The 19,879-nt window shown below is 35.1% G+C and carries 20 protein-coding genes; 15 read left to right on the top strand and 5 right to left on the bottom strand.

Going from position 1 to position 19,879, the window contains the following annotated elements; translation table 11 throughout:
- Positions 1 to 2 precede the first annotated feature (2 nt).
- Positions 3 to 1,016 (bottom strand): 2,3-diaminopropionate biosynthesis protein SbnB, encoded by a 1,014-nt coding sequence (sbnB, locus tag R5R67_RS15970; protein WP_000067058.1) that lies wholly within the window; start codon positions 1,014 to 1,016, stop codon positions 3 to 5.
- Between the two features lie 21 nt (positions 1,017 to 1,037).
- Positions 1,038 to 2,042 carry a 2,3-diaminopropionate biosynthesis protein SbnA gene (sbnA, locus tag R5R67_RS15965; protein WP_016653941.1) on the bottom strand — a complete coding sequence of 335 codons (1,005 nt, stop codon included), beginning with the start codon at positions 2,040 to 2,042 and terminating at the stop codon, positions 1,038 to 1,040.
- A 569-nt stretch (positions 2,043 to 2,611) separates the two neighbouring features.
- On the opposite strand from sbnA, the gene R5R67_RS15960 reads away from it, so the two are divergent.
- The 5 genes from R5R67_RS15960 to R5R67_RS15940 all read left to right on the top strand — a co-directional run bounded on the left by R5R67_RS15960 (position 2,612) and on the right by R5R67_RS15940 (position 6,308).
- Positions 2,612 to 3,847: a mechanosensitive ion channel family protein gene (locus tag R5R67_RS15960; protein WP_000345331.1), complete on the top strand. Its 1,236-nt coding sequence runs from the start codon at positions 2,612 to 2,614 to the stop codon at positions 3,845 to 3,847.
- 298 nt (positions 3,848 to 4,145) lie between these two features.
- Positions 4,146 to 4,397 (top strand): hypothetical protein, encoded by a 252-nt coding sequence (locus tag R5R67_RS15955; RefSeq protein WP_000179474.1) that lies wholly within the window; start codon positions 4,146 to 4,148, stop codon positions 4,395 to 4,397.
- 412 nt (positions 4,398 to 4,809) lie between these two features.
- Entirely contained in the window at positions 4,810 to 5,280 is a 471-nt protein-coding gene (locus R5R67_RS15950) for a hypothetical protein (RefSeq protein WP_001123841.1), read from the top strand.
- A 188-nt stretch (positions 5,281 to 5,468) separates the two neighbouring features.
- On the top strand, positions 5,469 to 5,750 hold the full coding sequence (locus R5R67_RS15945; protein ID WP_000650375.1) for a hypothetical protein: 282 nt from the start codon (positions 5,469 to 5,471) through the stop codon (positions 5,748 to 5,750).
- 174 nt (positions 5,751 to 5,924) lie between these two features.
- Complete coding sequence (locus R5R67_RS15940) at positions 5,925 to 6,308, top strand: hypothetical protein (protein ID WP_000825559.1); 384 nt, start codon at positions 5,925 to 5,927, stop codon at positions 6,306 to 6,308.
- Positions 6,309 to 6,340: 32 nt separating this feature from the next.
- Here the strand turns inward: R5R67_RS15940 and R5R67_RS15935 are convergent, their stop codons facing one another.
- A complete protein-coding gene (locus R5R67_RS15935; protein ID WP_001019948.1) occupies positions 6,341 to 6,847 on the bottom strand; it encodes a GNAT family N-acetyltransferase in 507 nt (168 codons plus the stop codon).
- A 192-nt stretch (positions 6,848 to 7,039) separates the two neighbouring features.
- On the opposite strand from R5R67_RS15935, the gene R5R67_RS15930 reads away from it, so the two are divergent.
- From R5R67_RS15930 to R5R67_RS15915, 4 genes are all read left to right on the top strand, one after another.
- The gene (locus R5R67_RS15930) at positions 7,040 to 9,196 is read left to right on the top strand and encodes a TonB-dependent siderophore receptor (protein ID WP_001189510.1); all 2,157 of its coding nucleotides are present in this window, start codon (positions 7,040 to 7,042) and stop codon (positions 9,194 to 9,196) included.
- A gap of 305 nt (positions 9,197 to 9,501) precedes the next feature.
- Entirely contained in the window at positions 9,502 to 10,614 is a 1,113-nt protein-coding gene (locus R5R67_RS15925; protein WP_031950551.1) for an OmpW/AlkL family protein, read from the top strand.
- A 179-nt stretch (positions 10,615 to 10,793) separates the two neighbouring features.
- Entirely contained in the window at positions 10,794 to 10,925 is a 132-nt protein-coding gene (locus R5R67_RS15920; protein ID WP_000161254.1) for a hypothetical protein, read from the top strand.
- Between the two features lie 430 nt (positions 10,926 to 11,355).
- Positions 11,356 to 11,787, top strand: a complete 432-nt coding sequence (locus tag R5R67_RS15915; RefSeq protein WP_000720299.1) for a hypothetical protein — start codon at positions 11,356 to 11,358, stop codon at positions 11,785 to 11,787.
- Between the two features lie 68 nt (positions 11,788 to 11,855).
- On the opposite strand, the gene R5R67_RS15910 is transcribed toward R5R67_RS15915, so the two are convergent.
- Positions 11,856 to 13,439, bottom strand: coding sequence for an ATP-binding cassette domain-containing protein (locus tag R5R67_RS15910; RefSeq protein WP_000193586.1), 1,584 nt, complete (start codon positions 13,437 to 13,439; stop codon positions 11,856 to 11,858).
- 259 nt (positions 13,440 to 13,698) lie between these two features.
- On the bottom strand, positions 13,699 to 14,142 hold the full coding sequence (locus R5R67_RS15905; protein ID WP_001109442.1) for a universal stress protein: 444 nt from the start codon (positions 14,140 to 14,142) through the stop codon (positions 13,699 to 13,701).
- A 288-nt stretch (positions 14,143 to 14,430) separates the two neighbouring features.
- Here R5R67_RS15905 and R5R67_RS15900 point away from each other — a divergent pair, with 288 nt between their 5' ends.
- The 6 genes from R5R67_RS15900 to R5R67_RS15875 all read left to right on the top strand — a co-directional run bounded on the left by R5R67_RS15900 (position 14,431) and on the right by R5R67_RS15875 (position 19,781).
- Entirely contained in the window at positions 14,431 to 14,658 is a 228-nt protein-coding gene (locus tag R5R67_RS15900; protein WP_000774578.1) for a hypothetical protein, read from the top strand.
- Positions 14,659 to 14,836: 178 nt separating this feature from the next.
- Positions 14,837 to 15,010 (top strand): hypothetical protein, encoded by a 174-nt coding sequence (locus R5R67_RS15895; RefSeq protein WP_001139332.1) that lies wholly within the window; start codon positions 14,837 to 14,839, stop codon positions 15,008 to 15,010.
- Between the two features lie 272 nt (positions 15,011 to 15,282).
- Positions 15,283 to 15,726 (top strand): RDD family protein, encoded by a 444-nt coding sequence (locus tag R5R67_RS15890; protein WP_000221476.1) that lies wholly within the window; start codon positions 15,283 to 15,285, stop codon positions 15,724 to 15,726.
- Between the two features lie 301 nt (positions 15,727 to 16,027).
- Positions 16,028 to 16,189 (top strand): hypothetical protein, encoded by a 162-nt coding sequence (locus tag R5R67_RS15885; RefSeq protein ID WP_001983688.1) that lies wholly within the window; start codon positions 16,028 to 16,030, stop codon positions 16,187 to 16,189.
- Positions 16,190 to 16,289: 100 nt separating this feature from the next.
- Positions 16,290 to 19,046, top strand: coding sequence for a magnesium-translocating P-type ATPase (gene mgtA / locus R5R67_RS15880; RefSeq protein WP_000675134.1), 2,757 nt, complete (start codon positions 16,290 to 16,292; stop codon positions 19,044 to 19,046).
- Between the two features lie 15 nt (positions 19,047 to 19,061).
- Positions 19,062 to 19,781, top strand: coding sequence for an MgtC/SapB family protein (locus tag R5R67_RS15875; protein WP_000775740.1), 720 nt, complete (start codon positions 19,062 to 19,064; stop codon positions 19,779 to 19,781).
- Positions 19,782 to 19,879: the final 98 nt, after the last annotated feature.

The raw sequence follows: 19,879 nt of genomic DNA, 5'->3' as shown, positions 1-19,879 counted from the left end.
TCTTATAAAAGCGGTAGAACCGTGCCAACGTTTTGTTCTTGGGCAGCATTGAAGAACCATTTAGCGCAGACAATATCGTCAATCGCCATGCCCATTGGGTTGAGCAAAATGATTTCATCTTCGTGTTCGCGGCCATTTTTATGGCCAATAATGATATCGCCAAGTTCAGCATGTAGTTTTTCACGGCTGAATAAGCCATCTTCAACCAACACATTGATGACTTTCTTTTCTCGGTTTGATTGGTCCCAGTCATCTACAATCACTTTGTCGACTTTTAAGAAGACTTCGGGCTCAATGTCCATAATTGAAATATTTGAAACAAAGCAGCCTTTTTTAAGCCACTCAAATGGAATGTAAGGCTTATCTGAGACTGTGCAGGTAATGAGGACATCTGCTTGTTGAATTGCAGACTTAGCACTGTCATGAATTTCAATTTCTAGATTCGGATATTCTGATAAAAACAACGCTTTGAGTTTTTCAGCTGCTTCAGGGTTTACATCAAATAAATGTACTTTTTTCACTTGAGCATATTGTTCAAGTACAGTCTTAATTTGCATTTGAGCAATTGGTCCGCAGCCAATCACGGTAATGTCTGAAAAGTCTTTTTTTGCTAGATACTTAATCGAGACACCAGTAATTGCCGCAGTTCGCATTGCACTGATGAGGCTGCCTTCCATCACTGCAACTGGATAATTTGTTTCTGAGTCATTTAAAACAATCAGTGCGCTGGCACGGGGAATATTGAATTTTTTAGGGTTATGTTGTCTTGAGCCAATCCATTTGATTCCGGCAATCGGGTCATTGCCACCTAAATAACAAGGCATTGCGATAATACGGTCGGCAATATGGTCTGCACCTTGCCAGCGGAGATAAGGTTTTAAAGGTTGAACAAACTGTTTATTTGCATGTAGGGTTAAACCTTCAGTAATCGCTTCAATAAATGAATTACTATGATTTGCGCCAAGATTTAATAAATCTGATTGACTTAAGTATCGAAGGGTAGCCAAATTGCTCATGAATATGTCCTAAGGAGAAGGTTAAACAACATTTTGTAAAGTAAGGTTTTCTTGGCGTCGTAAGTTTCGATTGAAGTGACGCTTCTTGATCATTTCGAACCATTCATCTTCATAAACCAGATCTAGATAACGGTCGCCACGATCAGGCAACAGCGTTAAAACGCATGAACCCTCGGGAATGGTTGGAATCAGTTTTTTGATGGCTGAAATAGATGAGCCGCTCGAACCACCTGCAAAGATTCCTTCATACTCAAGAAGTTCTCTGCAACCGAGTGCCGACTCATAGTCATCGACATAAATGACATCATCAATTTCATTGGGGGAGAGCAGTGGTGGAACAGTACTTGCTCCAATCCCAGGAATTTCGCGTGGACCAGATGTGCCGCCGAACAATACGGAACCGACAATATCGACCGCGATTACTTTTAATTCTGGAAATCTTTCTTTAAGACGACGAGATACGCCCATAATCGTGCCAGAGGTACTTGCTCCAATCACGAGGTAATCAATCTTGCGATCAATTTGATTTAGGATTTCTTCTGCTTCTCCAAAATAATGGCTTTTCCAGTTATTCGGGTTTGCATACTGATTAATCCAAACGGCATTTGGGAGTTGCTGGCAGAGTCGTTTTACAGTGTCAATTCTGGTTTTTAAATAACCGCCGTTTTGGTCTTTTTCAGAAACCATTTCGATATTGGCCTTGTAGAGCTTCAACATTTGTAAGTTTGCTGAGGCAATTTTCGGGTCAATAACGGCAGTGAATTTCAGTCCATATATTTTGCAAGCCATTGCAAGTGCAATAGCTAAGTTCCCTGATGAACTTTCAACAATATGACTATCTTTATTAATTACTCCAGATTTCAGACCTTCCTGTAGCATGAATAATGCTGGACGGTCTTTAATACTTCCTCCTGGGTTTAACAATTCCATTTTCGCAATCACTGAGACAGATTGATGCGTGAATAGCCTTGATAATTGTAGTAGTGGCGTTTTACCTATGCAGTCGAGAATATTTTCATGGATCATGGTAGATCTTCTCAGGTTTTTATGTGCTGTGAATGATAATGATTATTAATTGAATTATCATTACGTTTTATTCCAAGATTGTTGCTGTTTGTAAATTAAAAAAAGGGGGAGTTAGAGGAATTTTCACTAAATTTTTTGATCTAATTGTTTGAATAATAAAATTTATATTTTACAAAAGCTTAAATTAATAAATTTTTTTAAGTATAAGCAGATAGGCAAGAACTTACTGTTTTATAAAAATTGAACATAGCAGCAAAAAGAACTTTTTATTGTCCTCAATAAAATAAATAAGTCATTAAGAAAGTTTTTTAGTATTAAAAACTCTCTATTAAGAGAGATCTTATTGAAACAAAAAATAGCATTCTGATAAACGAAAAGTCCGTGAAAATAGAGCCAAAATATTAAAGCTATTTTATTGTCTAATTGAATAGTAGTGATCAGCTTTTATCTAATTTTACGATTGAATATTACTTCCTTGTTGTATTTATGACGACATATGTAAACAAGCCTTAATCTATAACACATGAACACTTTAAAATTATTGAAAATAAAGTTTTAAGGTGTAGGTTTTGGATTTTTTTAATTTTTATCGTGATCTTCAAGGTGAGTTAAGCAACTATCCTTGGCTAGAAATGCTGGTTTCGCTCACACTTTTGATCCTGTTTGCTGCATTAGCAAATTTCATTGCCAAAAGAATTATTGTTCGGGGAATACGTCATTTAGTGACTAAAATTAAGTCACTCAACCAGTCGGTTTTTGCCCAGCATAGTGTCATTAAGCGATTTGCCAATATTGTGCCGGCCATTGTCATTATGAATGGTATTACTACCGTTCCGCATTTGTCGGAAAAAGCGATTGCTTTGGTACAGATGGGCGCACAAGCATTCATTTTCCTTACGATTGCGCTCACCATTAGTGAATTATTAAATATATTTAATTTAATCTATCAGCGTAATCCAAAATCTAGAAACAAGCCGATTAAAGGTTACTTGCAACTCGTTAAACTCATTATTTTTGTTGTTTGCGGATTAATGATTTTGGGTACATTCCTGAAAAAGGATGTATTTACGTTGTTGGCTGGCTTCGGTGCAATGGCAGCCGTATTAATGTTAGTTTTCCAAAATACAATTTTGTCATTGGTCGCGAGTGTACAAATTGCCTCTTATGATATGGTTCGTATTGGGGACTGGATTGAAATGCCATCGCTTAATGCTGATGGTGATGTCATTGATATTTCATTGCACACGGTGACCGTTCAAAACTTTGATAAAACATACACCACGATTCCAACCAATAAACTAGTGACAGACACTTTTAAAAACTGGCGTGGTATGAGTAATGCGGGCTGTCGCCGTATGAAGCGTTCTCTTTATATCGATCAAACTAGCGTGCACTTCATGACCGAAGAAGAGCAACAAAAACTCAAAGATTTCTTATTACTAGATCAATACCTCAATGCCAAGCAATCTGAGATTGACGAATTTAATAAGCATTTAGGTAGTCAGTCACGTTATAACAAAAGACGCTTAACCAATATAGGAACATTTAGAGCATATGTTGAATTCTATTTGCGCCAGCATAAGGGTATTGCTCAAAATCAAACGCTTATCGTCCGCCAACTACAACCAACGAGTGAAGGTCTACCATTAGAAATCTATGCATTTACCAATACCACCGCATGGGTTTCTTATGAAGCAATTCAGTCCGATATTTTTGATCATTTGATTGCGATTTTGCCTGAGTTTGGCTTAAGAGTGTATCAGGCACCTTCAGGGCATGATTTTCAGAAATTAACAGTAGAATAAACAACTGTTAGTGTGCTATCTATTTTATTTTCAAATAGATAGCATCTTTTTAATAATTTTATACATTAATTTATAACTATTCTTAGAAAATTATTATTAAATAGCTGTATAAGTTGACTTTGAAAGCTACATGCACATTGTAGCTTAAAAGATTTTAAGCAAACTCAATCTAAAACTTGCAGGAGTAAGGCTTAAGTAACAAATTTGACACTTTGAACAAAGAAAATACTAAATGTTTAAGAATAACAAACAATAAAGTTGCTTTACTAAGATTTGTTAGGTGAGTTGGAGTGTTTGAATGGCTACAGCAATTGAGAACAGAGCTAGACAACTTAAAAACGCTAAACGTGGAGGATATGCGCCAACCATTGCCAAAGACGTAAACAAACATAAAGTACAAAAAATAAGGAGAGCTCTAGACGAAGCCCGGCGATATGTGAGTGAACTAAATGACGAAACGGTTATCTTTGACGATCAGGACGCAAGGCAAAAGGCAGAAGGAGCCAAAGCAATTATTGAAATGTTTGAAGCAGCTTTAAGCGGTGCGTGAGCAGCATCAAACTAAAACATAATCATAAAAGACCTTGCTGAAGACACGGTTAACGTTCTAGCCCCTCGACTAGGCAACTTAGTTATTCAGCAAGGCAGTAAAATAAAAATAATTCAAATATTTCTATATTCTATTTTTTACTCAAAAAACCAAAAAAATACCGGTCAAATAATATTATTGATGAGCTTAATTTTTTTAGAAAATTATTACTAACTATAAAAATTTTTCGGAGTTAAAATGTGATGGATTTTACATTTCTATTCATTGCTGTGGTTCGTTATGGGAGTCAGTTTCAGAACACTCTTATAGATTACATTTGGTATTTCAATACTTACATATTGCAATAATATATTCATCATACTTCCCTAAAAGTCTGATCAATCGCGATGGTCAATATAAGAGGGAAGGAAATATGCCAAAATTTCTAATAATTGCCGAGAAGGTTTATAAAAAACTAGAAGAAGATAAATTGTTTTCAGATAACCTGATCGAACAACTAAATAACTTGGTCAGTATTATTCGTAAAGAGATAAAGGGAACTCCCTGTAAACTCAAATACAATTTTATCGATTTTGAAGAATGCCTAAGTAAACCTTTAAGTGAATGCACGATTAAACTCGACATGAGTTTAATGCCTAAATATAAAAATAAAGGTGAATATATTATGTGGCTAGCGAGCTTTATTGAAAGAATCACGGTTGGCGGGCAGCCAAAATTACCACCACTTTCAAGTATTGTGCCAGCCGACTTTAACGCAAAAAAAGAAGCTCAGACGGTAGTTGAAAATAAAAAAGCAGTATCGGAAGAAAATGCAAAGATGATTGTGAATTATTTTAATTCTGAAGAATATCAGAAAAATAATAAAAAAATAAATCTGGTTTAAAACCATATAAAAGTGTGTGTCCACCGCACTTTTATAATCGCTGGAAAATTTCAGCAACCGCCTTCTGGGGCGGTTTTCTTTTGCCATATACATACTTAAACAATTACATCATAAAAAATTCCATAACTTATCTGTATAGCATGTTAAGTTTTTCTACACATCTATAAAAATTACGGAAGGGTTTAAACATGAAATGTTCATATCAAGATCTAGATGGAAATATAGTCGAATTAACTTGTGAAAGTTATATACATATACCGTCAGGTGCCAGTGGAAACAAATTGGGAATAGATAATAGGGCAGAAGACTTAATACATATCACTGAAGATTTTAGTTTTTTTAAGAAAACAGAGGCAGATTCAATACCACTCTATCGATTCGCTGTAGATGCTAATTACAATGTTTTTAATAGCGATGAGCTACCGGCTTTGGCACAAATTGGAACCGATTGGAAAGTGCTTAATGAATAACTTTGCGATTGTTAGGTAGCCTATAAGCTAATGCTTTAATATTTTGTAAAATTTATCGAATAGTAAATATTTAACTTATCTTAATACAGGTATTATAAATAGCGAACTGAAAATATAGTCTAGATATTTATAGGCAGTTTTAGACTAGATGTTGATTATATAGAGAGAAAGAACATGAAGCGCCTTATTATATTATTTCTATTAGCTTATGCTACAAGCTCCTTTGCTCAAGTGCCATTCGAAGTCAGTAAAAGTTGTTTTGTAGTGAATGGTAGAAATATTACTGAGCCTTGCTTACTTTCTTCTACAAATAACTCGACATCTAACTTTGAAAGATTAACTTTTGCTAATACAAAAGTTTTTATTAAAGAATCAAATATTTGTTCAAATAACGATTCATGTGTTTCTGTAGGAAGTAATTTGTCGAATTTAAAAGATGCGACTATTTATTATCGTGATTTAAAGACTAAAAAAATTATTGAAAAACCGGAAAAAGATTCATGGACCTGTTTTAAGCAACCAATTGATAAATTAGACTTTTGTATTTCTTATAATTAATAAAATCTATTTTTAATAAAGAAAATTCTAAACTATTCTTGGGCATTAAATGCTTCATGGTAGCTTACATCACCTTTAGGAACATAATTTTGAAAACTTAAGGCTTGGAAGTATTCAGGGGGCACACCAGGTAGTTTTAGGTCAGGGTATGCCTTAAAACCAAAGCGACTGTAATACTTTGGATCACCTAATAAAACACAACCTTTTGCGCCTAATTTTTTTAATTTTTCTAAAGAGCTATTCATAAGCAATGATCCAATGCCTTGTCCTTGCTTATTCGGCGCGACAGAAATAGGTCCTAAGCCATACCAATTCTTTTCACCTGATGAAATTTGCACTGGTGAAATTGCCACATGCCCAACAATAGTATTATCTTCAACTGCAACTAAAGAGACTGTAAGTTGTTTGTGCTTTCTTAAATTATTAACAATAAAATGTTCAGTATGGCTCGTATGTTCAGCATTTAGAAATGCCGCTTTAGTCAATTCTTCAATTTCTTTAATATCTTCTTCTCGCTCATCGCGAATAAAAATATTCATCTTAAGTTTGATCCGTTTTTCTCAGCTACTCTTTTATTTTTAGCATCAATCGGCTTAGTTAGGAATAAATTTCAATCATAAAAACTTGTATAATTCATAAATAAAATAAATGAAAGTAATATTGATAATCAGTATCAAATAATAATTATTCTTTGTATTATTCATGTAATTTTTTAAAGCTACTTAAAGATTATGCAAAGGAATACGAAACACTTTCAAATTAATGCATTAGCACTTGCTATAGCAATGAGCACAATTTCAGCGCATGCAGAGACTGATCAGCAGACTTCGGAATATGGAACTCTTCCTACCATTAAAGTAAAAGCTGGAAGTGGCCAAGAAAATGAAAAAAGTTATATAGCAGGGAAAACAGATACAGCGGTTCCACTGGGTTTATCTGTTCGTGAGGTTCCACAATCTGTTTCTGTCATTACTCAACAGCGTTTACAAGACCAGCAATTGTCAACTTTGGTTGAGGTCGCCGAAAATGTTACAGGGGTAAGTGTCAACCGTTATGAAACCAACCGAGGTGGAATCTATTCACGTGGTTTTGTAGTAGATAACTATATTATTGATGGTATTCCCACCACATATAGCTTGCCTTGGTCTTCAGGTGAAATTTTCTCAAGTATGGCCTTATATGATCATATTGATGTAGTTCGAGGGGCAACAGGTCTTACATTTGGTGCTGGAAATCCATCTGCTGCAATTAATATGGTTCGTAAGCGTGCTACGAGTACAGAGCCAACAGCTAACGTAGAAGTGAGTGCAGGGAGTTGGGATAATTACCGTGTTATGGGTGATATTGCCAACTCCCTTAATCAATCAGGGACAGTACGTGGACGAGCAGTGGCCCAATATGAACAAGGCGACAGCTATACCGACTTGTTGTCTAAAGAAAAGCTATCTTTACTGTTAAGTGCTGAAGCAGATTTATCTGAAAATACCCTTTTATCGGGTGGGGTAACCTATCAGGAAGATGATCCGCGTGGACCAATGTGGGGAGGTTTACCTGTCTGGTTTAGTGATGGCACAAAAACGAACTGGTCTAAAAATACCACTACAAGTGCTGACTGGACACGCTGGAATGTTAAATATACCAACCTATTTGCAGATTTAACTCATAAATTTAATGATAGCTGGTCAGCTAAACTGTCTTATTCTCATGGTAAGCGTGATGCTAATTCTAAACTTTTATATGTTTCAGGTAGTGTAGATAAAAATACTGGTCTAGGGCTATCTCCTTATGCATCTGCGTATGACCTTGAGGTAGAGCAAGATAACGCTTCTTTGCAGCTCAATGGTAGTTTTGATTTGTGGGGCTTAGAGCAAAAGGTTGTTTTGGGTTATCAATATTCCAATCAGGACTTTACAGCATATGCTCGTTCAACTGATACAAAAATGGAAATTGGCAATTTCTTTGAATGGAACCGCAGCATGCCTGAGCCAGTGTGGAATGCACCTACACTCAATGAGAAATATAATATTGAACAAAATGCACTATTCGCTGCGACTTATTTAAATCCGATTGAGCCTCTAAAATTTATTTTAGGTGGACGTTTTACAAATTATGAAAAGAATATATATGGTCGTAATTCATCCATAAAATATGACCACGAATTTGTTCCTTATGCAGGTATTATCTATGATTTCAATGATGTCTATACTGCATATGCAAGTTATACCAGTATTTTTCAGCCTCAAGACAATAAAGACTTTGATGGAAACTATTTAGACCCGGTTGAAGGAAACAGTACTGAAGTAGGCTTAAAATCTGCATGGTTTGATGGACGTTTGAATGGTACTTTAGCGCTTTATCATATTAAGCAAGACAATTTAGCTCAGGAAGCAGGACAAGTTACTCGTAACGGGGTAAAAGAAACCTATTATCGGGCAGCAAAAGGTGCGACGAGTGAAGGTTTCGAAGTTGAAGTAAGTGGACAAATCACACCAGACTGGAATATTACAGCAGGTTATAGCCAGTTCTCTGCCAAAGATGCAAATGATGCCGATATTAATACCCAACTTCCACGCAAGATGATTCAGTCATTTACCACCTATAAATTACCGGGCAAATTAGAAAACATAACCGTGGGTGGCGGGGTAAATTGGCAAAGCAGTACTTATGTTAATGCTAAGAATCCGAAGAAAGTTATTGAGAAAGTTGAGCAAGGAGATTATGCACTTGTAAACCTTATGGCTCGTTATCAAATTACAAAAGATTTTTCGGCTCAGCTTAATATTAACAACGTATTTGATAAAAAATATTACGGTGTTTTCCCGGCGTATGGCCAAATTACTTTAGGTGCTCCTCGAAATGCGGCACTAACACTACAATATAAGTTTTAATGAAGTTATTTTTTTAAAGCACCTAAGGGTGCTTTTTTTATAATTCTAAAAAAGAGCTAAGTATCAAAATAGCACTGGTTTTCACCTCTATTTTTTACCATTTGATAAAATTATTTTTAACTAAAATTTTACCGTTCGTCTGCTAATTAAGATAACTAAGTCATGAATTTATATATGGAAATGTGATGGAGTTAACTTAAATTTATTTGCTTAAAAATTATACTAATTGATAAAAAATATAACTTGGCTATATTCCAAGAACATATTGCAGAGTTAGTAATATGCATTTCTAGGATGGAATAAAAATGAAAATAAAATTATCGAAAATAGTAATAGCCAGCTCATTATTGATATTTGCAAATATGAGTTATGCAGAGGGAGTAAAACGGTTTTCTGTCTCGGCAGGTTGGTTACATGTAATGCCTCAAGGTAAAGCTAATCCATTTAATATCAATACAAGTGTTAAAAATGGAACAGTTGCTAAAGTTGGAAGCATTTCGCCGACCAGTTTCTTAAAATCCGTTGATCCTAATGCTACAGAGGTAGATGTAGGCGGTGAACCTTTTAATCAAAAAGAGTTTCTTGAACTCGCTTTAAATGATGACTTTTTAAAAGGGCTCTTACTTGATGAAGAAGGCAATATAAAACCTGAAGTAGCAGGTGAGGCAACGATTCAAGGGTTAGAGCAGTGGCATCAAAATGATGCCGGCCTTGAAGTAGATGACACAGACACATTAGGGCTTATGTTTAACTATTACCTCAATGACAATGTGTCTTTACAATTTATTGGAGGCATTCCCCCTAAAGTCGATATTAAAGGCCAAGGTGAAATCTTGGCACCATTAAGCGGTGTCGCGTTGTCACCAAATGAATTAGTTAAAATTCTTTTTCCGAACGGCATTACCTTAGGTCAAGCAGTCCCGATTACTAACTTAGGCAATAAACCTAAAGCAGCTAGTGTTCGTGCTTGGACCCCTGCAATTGAAGCACAATATCAATTTGGGAAGAGTGGCGTGAACAAGTTTAGACCTTATTTAGGTGTGGGGTTAATGTATGCTCATTTTAATGATATTAAGCTAAATGACGAAATTCGTTCTGACCTGATCTCTGCAGGTCATATGATTCAAAATGTGTTAGATGGTAAGGCTGGGGCTGCCTTGGATCGTAAAGAGTCGAGTGGAAATATGGTGGTTAAAGTAGATGCAGATGATGCGATTGCGCCTATATTTACTGCCGGTTTTACTTATGATTTTAATGATTCTTGGTATACGGTTGCCTCAGTATCTTATGCAAAACTAAATAATCGAACAAAAATTGATGTCATTAACCAAAATACGGGCGCTCGCTTAATTCATGGGTCAACTAAAGTTGATATTGATCCGATCATTACATATTTAGGGGTGGGCTACAGATTTTAATTTTTTAATCATTTGAAGCAGTATCCTGAAGATGAATTCAATAAACTAAAATCTTTGGGATACTTTTTCATTTTACATTTCTTTGTGAACACTACAAAAAAGTCTATAAATCTATGCTGATCGTAATATTGATAGCCAGTATTTATAAGCAAATCAATTAAAACTGTATGAGGTGAGATATGACTAAAATTATCGCTACCCTAGGTTTAGCAGCAATCGTTTCGCTTTCTGTGGCGGCTTGCCAAGGTGAGAATGATACTAAACAGCAAGATAAAACCACGACTCCACACTCAATGGATAAAGACTCCTAATTTTTATAAATTTTAAAGCCTATCGTTAGATGGGCTTTAAAATAACTTTGCTGCGTCTTGCTATTGCTATTCCTAGCTATTGTTAGGGATCAAACTCATCTTGCGTTAATAAGACAACCCCCCTATAGAAAAATATGAATCTTCTTTTGTATGTGCCAGTTGGTTTCCATAACTTGCATTGAATTAAATACGGTTTTTATAGGCCATGTACTTAAAGCCACTTTGATAAAATGACTCATTATGACCATTACCATAAATTTCGGTTGTAAAAGCTAAAGGGTTGATAAGTTAATTTTAATGACAATCATTTTTGAATAGTGATGAAATAACTTACAAATCCAAACGCTACTCATCAAATCTATACATAAAGTTAAATTTAATAAAAATTATCTTTCTTATAATAATTTAAAAATAATTTTGAGGACTAAAAATGAAAAAAATCATTAAAATTTTATTATTATCTAGTTTGATTTCATCTATACCATTATCTGTAGTTGCTAAAAATGTTGAGACTAAAGTAAGCTTTTTAAAAGATTCTTCTCAAATTACGTTAACCGGAAAGTTTCAAGGTTATGATGATGTAAGATATCGAGTTTTTGCAAAAAGTGGACAGATTTTAAAATTTAATATTAATAGTTATGGTAATTTAGCTTATATTAATATTTTCGCTCCAGGTCAAAAGCCTGGTAAAGATAAGCCATTATTCGTGGGTTCGACTGTAGGTTTTTCAGGTGAAGTAACGCTACCTGTTGATGGTGATTATATTGTTCAAGTTTATCAAATGAAAAAAAGCGCACAAAGAAATAGAGCAGTTTCTTTTAATCTAGATCTACAAATATTAGATAATAAAAAAATAAAATGATAATTAAAAGATTTATATAAAAGCTCTAATAGTTAGAGCTTTTATATAGGCATAAAAATAACGTAGTGTTAATTTAAATAAATTGAATCAACAATCCCGCATTTTTCAACAAAACTTAAATCATGTGAAACTAATAGCACAGAACCTTCATAACTAGAAATAGCATTTGCAAATAGCTCTCTTGACTCGATATCTAAGTGGTTTTCTGGTTCATCAAGTAATAAAAGTTCAGGCATAGGCTGAGCATGGCTCAAACCTAGTAAAGCAACTTTTAACTTCTCACCACCACTGAGTTGAGCTAAGGGATATGTGCTTTTATCACCACGAATCCGAAGCTGACCTAATAAATTTCTCCACTCTAACTCAGTAATATTTGGGTTAATATTTCTTAAGTTTTCAACAGCAGAGAGATGGTCTAATAAAAAGCTAAAGTTCTGGTCGAGATAAAAGCAATTTACAAACAGTTTAATTTCATCTGTAGCAGTTACAGCAGATTGATCAATCTGTTTCAGCAAAGTTGATTTCCCAATACCATTTCGGCCAACCAAATGAATCTTTTGACAAGCTTTTAAGGCGAGATGAATTGGTTGTTGTGTCCCATAGTTGAGTTTTAAGTTATCAATTCTAAGAATTTCTCCTGTTCTTTTGTGTAAAGAGGGGAATATAAATTGTTGGGGCTTAACAGTTTCTAGAAGTACTTTTTTACTCTTCAAGTCTTGCTGGCTTTGATCGATTTGACGCTGATGTTGAGAATGAATTGCTCCTAGGCTTTGTCCAGCCTGTTCTTTTTTAAAATCGAGCAAAATTTTAGCTTGCGAGTTTGAGTCACGAAGTTTGTTGCCAGCACGCTCACGTTTTTGGGCTTTCATTAAAACTTCATGCTGCTTTTGCTTCATGTGCTTAACTTCACGTTGATGCAGATGTACTGACTGTTCTAAAGCCTCGATTTGGGACTGATATTGCGCATAAAATTTTTCATAATTTCCTGTAGTGTGCTGTAGGCCATGCTCATTTAAGTGATAAGTATGGTCGACTTCATTTAACAAAGTCAGATCATGGCTAATAATCAGAGCGCCTGCTGGATGTTTCTTTAACTGAGCAATTAGCCACTGTCTAGCTTCTTGATCGAGATGGTTGCTTGGCTCATCAAGTAATAGGTAATGATCAGTTTTTAAAAATAATGCGGATAAGGCTAACTTGGTTTTTTGGCCTTCGCTTAACTGCTTAACAGGAAAGTCTAAATCGGTTGGTAGCTGAGCAGATCGTAGTAAAGCTTCCCAAATATTAGGAAGATCCCAATGTCCTTCTAACAAATCATAATCATCGTATCCAGCTTCACCTTGTTCCACTCTTTGAAAAGCGTTGTAAAGATGGTTGACCTCTAAAGCTTCTGCAATTGTGTCTGATTGGAGACGAGTGAGCTGAGATAAATATGCATGGTTTGTTTGCCAGTTTATTTGACCACTTATATGCATTTCTGTAGTGGGTGAAATCTTGTGAAGCAATTGCATAAGTAAAGACTTACCTTGACCATTGCGGCCAATTAAGGCTGATACTTGATGATGCTCAAGTGAGAAATTCAATTCTTTAAACATCACTTTTGAAGGAAACTCCAAAGTGAGTTGTGATATTACACATGCCTGCTGAGTCATAAGAACCTCATAAATACAGGATGTACAAAATAGGAATGTAAAGCTTTAAATAAAGACGCTAAGTCACTAAAGAATAGTCTATTTTGCACATCAAAAAAGAGAAAATTGATGAGAAAAAAGACTTACTTCATTGGCGTGACTCACAAAATAGAGGGAAAGAGAACAATAGTGTATAACGGTTTTTAAGCTGTGTAAAACTTATGCATTTTTTACGATAAAAAGCCTAATCAATGGATTAGGCTTTTAGTCGACTCAGCAATTATTCTTTTACCACCAAAACTTGGATTTTAGTGCTGTTTAGAACATCTTGCGCAAAACTACCCAAAATAAGTTTTTGGAAACCTTTACGACCATGTGAACCAATAACAATCAGGTCTGAACCCAACTCTTCTACAGCTTTAAGAATGCCATCAGATGAGATTTCACCTTGAATAATTTGTGTTTCAATATCAACACCTTCTTCAGCGCATAGGGCTTTTACTTTCGCAAGTGTTTTTTCTGCATTAGCACGCGCTTCAACAAAATAATCTTTTACAACAGGAGAGATGTAATAGAAATCAACACCACTAAACGGGTCCACTGCAACCAGACTAATTGCTGTAAGTTTACTACCAAAAGCTTTAGCGATATGGGCGGCTTGTCGTGCTGCTGCCAAAGAAATCTCAGAACCATCTACAGGTACAATAATATGTCGGTAATTCATAATGTTATTCCTCTTATTTACAAGTTGTTATATGTATGAAGCTTTTCTTACTTAAAGATTAACACATTTGTTTAAAGGTAGAAATCAATTCAATTCACTTGTTGTTAAATTAAATGGTATTTAATTATATATTTGATTTTTAATGATTTTATTAGAGGATGTTAAAGAGGGAGTTGAGACTATGCCAAATTTAATTTTTTAGAAGAACTTTACAATAAATTACCTTTCATATTTTTGTCACACAGAAATCGTATAACCGAATCATATGTAAGGGGGAAGTAGTAAGATATGGCCGATTTAACAGCAAAGAAAGTCAGTAAACTTATCGAGGAATTTCGCCAAACTGGTAAAGAGCCAGAAAAGCTAGTGATTGGATATAAAACTTATGCAAGACTCATGGCAGATGATAAGTTTGCAGAAAAAGTTGTTCCTTCGTTAGAAAACTCAAAAGATCGATTATATAAAAATCTAAAAATAAAACTTATTACTGAAAAACATTATTTTGAAGTTAAATAAAATATAAATGTGATATTTATCACATTTATATTTTTGTTGTTTACATTTAGTAGGAATTATTAACATATTGTTTTTAAGTTGATACAAATATGGGGTGTAATCAACATTTGAAAACAGCATTCCTTTACAGACTCGATAGAATAAATTGCTTTTATTTTTAAGTAGTGGAATAAATTGAATGCCAAGTATTAGTGTAATTTTATTTTATATTTTAGCTATTTTAGGCTTTTGCTCTGCTGTGGGAGGATTATTAAGTTTAAGCATGTTTTTAATCATCATCGGTATTGGGCTTATTTGTGCAGCTTTTTTGCTAAAAAAAGAATTTAAAATTGATGTTTTATTCTGGAAATAATCATTGGTTATAAATGATTAAATTAATAAATATAATTAGTTTTCACCTCATACAAATGAGGTGTAATTTAAATATTTTAATATGATATATATTGTTTTAACTTAAATTGATCTAGCTTTTATTTTTCAAAAAACTTATTACAATTCTAAATAAAATCGGAAATTAAAAAATACATTAAGTATTTAAAAATAAAAAGATTTCAATTACGATGAAAGACCAATAAATTAGTTACTGTGGCATTAGGTAAAAAATAACAAAAGCGAGGTGAACACATGACCTATAAATATGAATATGCAGGGTTTTGGTTAAGATTTGGCGCAATGATCATTGATACTCTTATTCTTTTTTTAGCAATTATTCCAGCCGCATGGATCTTTTATCATGGAGATTACGATCTCATATTTGCTACAGGTATGAGTAGTAAACCGCAAAACTATTGGTTTGATATGATCGTAAATTATGCATTTCCATTTTTATATACTGTTTTGTGTTGGATCTACTTTGCAGGGACACCAGGAAAACGTCTAATGCGTTTAAAAGTTCTCGATGAAAAGACAGGTAATAAGTTAACTTTCGTACAATCTCTCATTCGCTATATCGGATATATTCCATCTATTTTAGTGTTTTGTATCGGCCTTATTTGGGTCGCATTTGATGCTAAAAAACAAGGATGGCATGACAAGATGGCGAAAACAGTGGTGGTTAGAGAACTGTGAGTTATAGTCACTGATGAATTAATAAAAAATTACAAAAAAAATCTTGTGCCTTGTAGAGTAAAACCTATACTTGCCGCGAGTTTATTTAACGGAGATCCTAAATGGGTAGTTGTTCGAGGTTCGAGTTTAATTATCAATTAAACCAAAGCCAATACTGAGCAAGGTAACCTTTAGGAGAGGCTATCTTGCAATGAGATAGCTTTGTTAAAAATTAGATTAAACCTATACAAATTACTTGATTTGTAATCATTCACTTCAGCATTTATCTGTTTAGTTTCTCGCTAGAAATGGGGAGAAGCCAATGTTTTTATACGCTTCCATACACGACCGTTATATCTACCAGATTTTAATCTTGGTAAACAATTCGTCTCATGCGATTCAAAGCATTCGGACCATGTTCAGTTATGTGACATTCCGTCAACGTTGGTCTGGCTTTGGGCTAATTTTCTCTTCTTCATCGTAAGTCTACGATCTCCTATTCCTTTCTAAATTAAAAAATTTAAAAGACTTTATTTTCAATAAGGTTGAGAGCTTTGTACGCCTAAAAAATGGAGGATTTCGTGATGAAATTCTGGCAACGACTCTTCACATCATTTTTACAAAGATTTCATTTGATGCGTTTTTTCGGTCGTAATCGATCTTTTAAAGAGCTACATCAATCTAGTTATGCTCAAGAAATTAGCAAAAATTTATCTAAACGTTTGCTTAATGCATCAAGGGTTCAAACGAATGATCTATTAAAACAATTCGATACTCATTTGACGGGGCTTACAGAAGAGCAAGCGTATACCCAACAAATGATGGTGGGACTTAATGAAGTTACTCATGAAAAGCCATTAACTTGGTGGCAACACCTTTGGTATTGCTACCGTAATCCGTTCAATATTTTACTTAGCCTGTTGGCATTGATTGCTTTCTTTACCGATGATCTAACGGGTTCAACCATTATTAGTGTGATGGTAATTCTTTCAACACTACTTCGTTACTGGCAAGAAGCAAAGTCAAATCAAGCTGCGGATGCCTTAAAGGTAATGGTGAGTAATACTGCTACTGTATTGCGCCATCAAGTCAGTGCAGAAGATTTAGAACTTATGCATGAGCGTTATGGCATTGATACTAAAAACCAAACCACTCACCAATTTGAGATACCAATTCAGTATTTAGTGCCGGGTGATGTAATTTTATTATCTGCGGGTGACATGATTCCTGCGGATTGTAGAATTTTGTCTGCTAAAGATTTGTTTGTCTCTCAAGCTGCAATGACTGGTGAATCAATGCCTGTCGAGAAATTTCCGTTGCAGAAAAATCTCGAAGAAACCAGCGCTTTAGAGCTAGATAATATTGTATTCATGGGGACCAATATTGTTTCTGGTTCAGCTCAGGCAGTGGTTTTAAGTACGGGTATTCAAACATATTTCGGTGCATTGGCTCATAGAGTTACGGCTACTGATCGGAGCACGACAGCATTTCAAATGGGTGTCAACAAAGTAAGTTGGTTGCTCATTCGCTTTATGTTGGTGATGGCACCTGTTGTACTTTTCATTAATGGCTTCACCAAAGGCGATTGGGCCGAAGCATTTTTATTCGCATTATCTGTAGCTGTTGGTCTTACTCCAGAAATGCTACCGATGATTGTGACTTCAACTTTGGCAAAGGGGGCGGTTTTCTTATCTAAAAAGAAAGTGATTGTTAAACGTCTAGATGCGATCCAAAACTTTGGTGCCATGGATGTTCTGTGTACCGATAAAACTGGAACTCTGACTCAAGACAAAATCTTTTTATCCCAACATATTGATGTTCAAGGCGGGAAATCAGACTTTGTACTCATGCAGGCATTTTTAAATAGTTATTATCAAACAGGCCTAAAAAATTTGCTTGATGTGGCTGTTTTAGAAGCTGTTGATGATCTGATCAAAATACAGAAGTTACGTTACAAGAAGTTAGATGAAGTTCCTTTTGATTTTGATCGCCGCCGTATGTCAGTCGTGGTACAAACGCCTCAACAAAAAGCCCGTATGATTACCAAAGGTGCAGTTGAGGAAATGTTAAAGGTTTGCCGTTATGTCGAGGTAAATGGCAAAGTAGAGCCTTTAACAAAGCAACGTGAAGTAGCAATTGAGGCATTAACTCAACGCTATAACCGAGATGGTTTAAGAGTGGTGGCAGTAGCGTATCGTGAGTTTAAAAATCATCAGGAAAATTATTCAGTTGTTGACGAAAGTGATCTGATTTTAATAGGTTATATTACTTTTCTTGATCCACCTAAAGAGTCTGCCAAAGAAGCTGTACAGAGTTTACATACCCATGGTGTAACGGTAAAAGTGCTGACTGGGGATAATGAGTTTGTCACCCAAAAAGTGTGCCGAGAAATTGGCCTGAATTATGATCAAGTTTTATTGGGCGGTGTAATTGAAACCTTAACTGATCAACAATTCAAAAGAGCAGTAGAGCAATACCACATTTTTGCGAAATTAAGTCCGGTTCACAAAGAACGTATTGTTGAGCAGTTAAAAGTAAATGGTCACGTGGTTGGTTTTTTAGGAGACGGTATTAACGATGCCGCTGCTATACGTGCTGCCGATATTGGTATTTCAGTAGATACTGCAGTAGATATCGCTAAAGAGTCTGCAGATTTAATCTTGCTTGAAAAAAGTTTGATAGTTCTTGAAAAAGGTGTGATTGAAGGCCGTAGAACTTTTGCCAATATGCTGAAATATATCAAAATGACGGCGAGTTCAAATTTTGGTAACGTTTTTTCGGTACTTATTGCGAGTGCTTTTATTCCATTTTTACCAATGCTGCCTATCCACTTATTGATTCAAAACTTACTTTATGATGTTTCACAAATTGTGATTCCTTTTGACAATGTGGATGAAGAGTTAATTGCAAAACCACAGCGTTGGCAACCTGAAGAAGTTGGCCGCTTTATGGTGGTGTTCGGACCGATTAGCTCCATTTTTGACATGATTACTTTTGGGGTAATGTGGTTTGTATTTTCAGCAAATACTCCTGAACATCAGACGCTATTCCAATCAGGCTGGTTTGTGGTGGGGTTACTTACCCAGACATTAATTGTCCATATGATCCGCACAGCTCAAATTCCATTTATTCAGAGTCGTGCCGCGACTCCATTATTAATAATGACAGCGGTGATTATGTGTATCGGGATTTTCTTACCAATGGGTCCTTTAGCAAGTTATTTAAAATTACAAGCTTTACCTTTAAGTTATTTCTTATATTTACCTTTAATTTTAGGTGCTTATATATGTGTTACTCAATGGGTAAAGAAAATCTATATCCGCCGTTATGGCTGGCAATAAAACAATAGGTGCAAAATGAAATTGCAATTTCTACAACATACAGACTTATCAAATATTATTGATACTTTAATTAGTCTCTCGGCTGCTTTTATTTTAGGGGCGTTAATTGGGTTCGAACGTCAGTATAGGCAACGTACAGCTGGTCTTCGAACAAATGTTCTAGTTGCGGTAGGTGCGGCAATTTTTGTAGATATTGCAATTAATCTTACTGGAGCAGATGGAGCTGTTCGGGTAATTGCCTATGTTGTTTCGGGTATTGGTTTTTTGGGTGCGGGTGTCATTATGCGCCAAGAAGGCAACATCCACGGTTTAAATACCGCAGCGACTTTATGGTGTTCTGCGGCAGTAGGTGCTGCCGCAGGTGCTGATTTAATTATTGAAGCAATATTGGCGACAGCCTTTATTTTATCTGCCAATACACTATTAAGACCGATTGTCCATATCATTGACCGTCGTCCGTTAGACGATGACACAGAAGTTTTACATGTAATCTACATTATATGTGACCGAAGTCAGAGCAAGGTCGTTATGGATGAATTAAACCTAACCTTGAAGCATCATAATTATCCTGCTAAAGATATTGATGTCACACCTTTTGGAGAAAAAGAGGTTGAGATAGAAGTAACGCTAATTGCAACTTCAATTGAAGCAGAAGAAGCACAACACATCATTAATCACTTAAATGCAATGCCGCAAATACGGCAAGCATTTTGGGATAAAAACACAATTAATTAATTTAACGAGAGTTTGCGCTTAATTTTTTATGAATTTCTCTAAATGATGAAGCGCAAACTCTTTCGTTTAAGCCTTATTTTTTAGCTTTAAATTTAAGG

The sequence above is a fragment of the Acinetobacter sp. OYA S30 genome (assembly GCF_033599315.1).
Lineage (GTDB): Bacteria > Pseudomonadota > Gammaproteobacteria > Pseudomonadales > Moraxellaceae > Acinetobacter > Acinetobacter baumannii.
Note: the sequence above shows the minus strand (reverse complement) of the source record. Positions and strands in the feature narration are given on the sequence as shown.

Excerpts from the sequence above, each read along its gene's own strand:
- R5R67_RS15885 (WP_001983688.1), top strand. The coding sequence starts at position 16,028 with ATGTTTTTATACGCTTCCATACACGACCGTTATATCTACCAGATTTTA.
- R5R67_RS15940 (WP_000825559.1), top strand. The coding sequence starts at position 5,925 with ATGAAGCGCCTTATTATATTATTTCTATTAGCTTATGCTACAAGCTCC.
- R5R67_RS15920 (WP_000161254.1), top strand. The coding sequence starts at position 10,794 with ATGACTAAAATTATCGCTACCCTAGGTTTAGCAGCAATCGTTTCGCTT.
- R5R67_RS15875 (WP_000775740.1), top strand. The coding sequence starts at position 19,062 with ATGAAATTGCAATTTCTACAACATACAGACTTATCAAATATTATTGAT.
- R5R67_RS15950 (WP_001123841.1), top strand. The coding sequence starts at position 4,810 with ATGCCAAAATTTCTAATAATTGCCGAGAAGGTTTATAAAAAACTAGAA.
- R5R67_RS15915 (WP_000720299.1), top strand. The coding sequence starts at position 11,356 with ATGAAAAAAATCATTAAAATTTTATTATTATCTAGTTTGATTTCATCT.
- R5R67_RS15905 (WP_001109442.1), bottom strand. The coding sequence starts at position 14,142 with ATGAATTACCGACATATTATTGTACCTGTAGATGGTTCTGAGATTTCT.
- R5R67_RS15930 (WP_001189510.1), top strand. The coding sequence starts at position 7,040 with ATGCAAAGGAATACGAAACACTTTCAAATTAATGCATTAGCACTTGCT.
- R5R67_RS15925 (WP_031950551.1), top strand. The coding sequence starts at position 9,502 with ATGAAAATAAAATTATCGAAAATAGTAATAGCCAGCTCATTATTGATA.
- R5R67_RS15900 (WP_000774578.1), top strand. The coding sequence starts at position 14,431 with ATGGCCGATTTAACAGCAAAGAAAGTCAGTAAACTTATCGAGGAATTT.
- R5R67_RS15945 (WP_000650375.1), top strand. The coding sequence starts at position 5,469 with ATGAAATGTTCATATCAAGATCTAGATGGAAATATAGTCGAATTAACT.
- mgtA (WP_000675134.1), top strand. The coding sequence starts at position 16,290 with ATGAAATTCTGGCAACGACTCTTCACATCATTTTTACAAAGATTTCAT.
- sbnB (WP_000067058.1), bottom strand. The coding sequence starts at position 1,016 with ATGAGCAATTTGGCTACCCTTCGATACTTAAGTCAATCAGATTTATTA.
- R5R67_RS15955 (WP_000179474.1), top strand. The coding sequence starts at position 4,146 with ATGGCTACAGCAATTGAGAACAGAGCTAGACAACTTAAAAACGCTAAA.
- R5R67_RS15935 (WP_001019948.1), bottom strand. The coding sequence starts at position 6,847 with ATGAATATTTTTATTCGCGATGAGCGAGAAGAAGATATTAAAGAAATT.
- R5R67_RS15890 (WP_000221476.1), top strand. The coding sequence starts at position 15,283 with ATGACCTATAAATATGAATATGCAGGGTTTTGGTTAAGATTTGGCGCA.
- sbnA (WP_016653941.1), bottom strand. The coding sequence starts at position 2,042 with ATGATCCATGAAAATATTCTCGACTGCATAGGTAAAACGCCACTACTA.
- R5R67_RS15910 (WP_000193586.1), bottom strand. The coding sequence starts at position 13,439 with ATGACTCAGCAGGCATGTGTAATATCACAACTCACTTTGGAGTTTCCT.
- R5R67_RS15895 (WP_001139332.1), top strand. The coding sequence starts at position 14,837 with ATGCCAAGTATTAGTGTAATTTTATTTTATATTTTAGCTATTTTAGGC.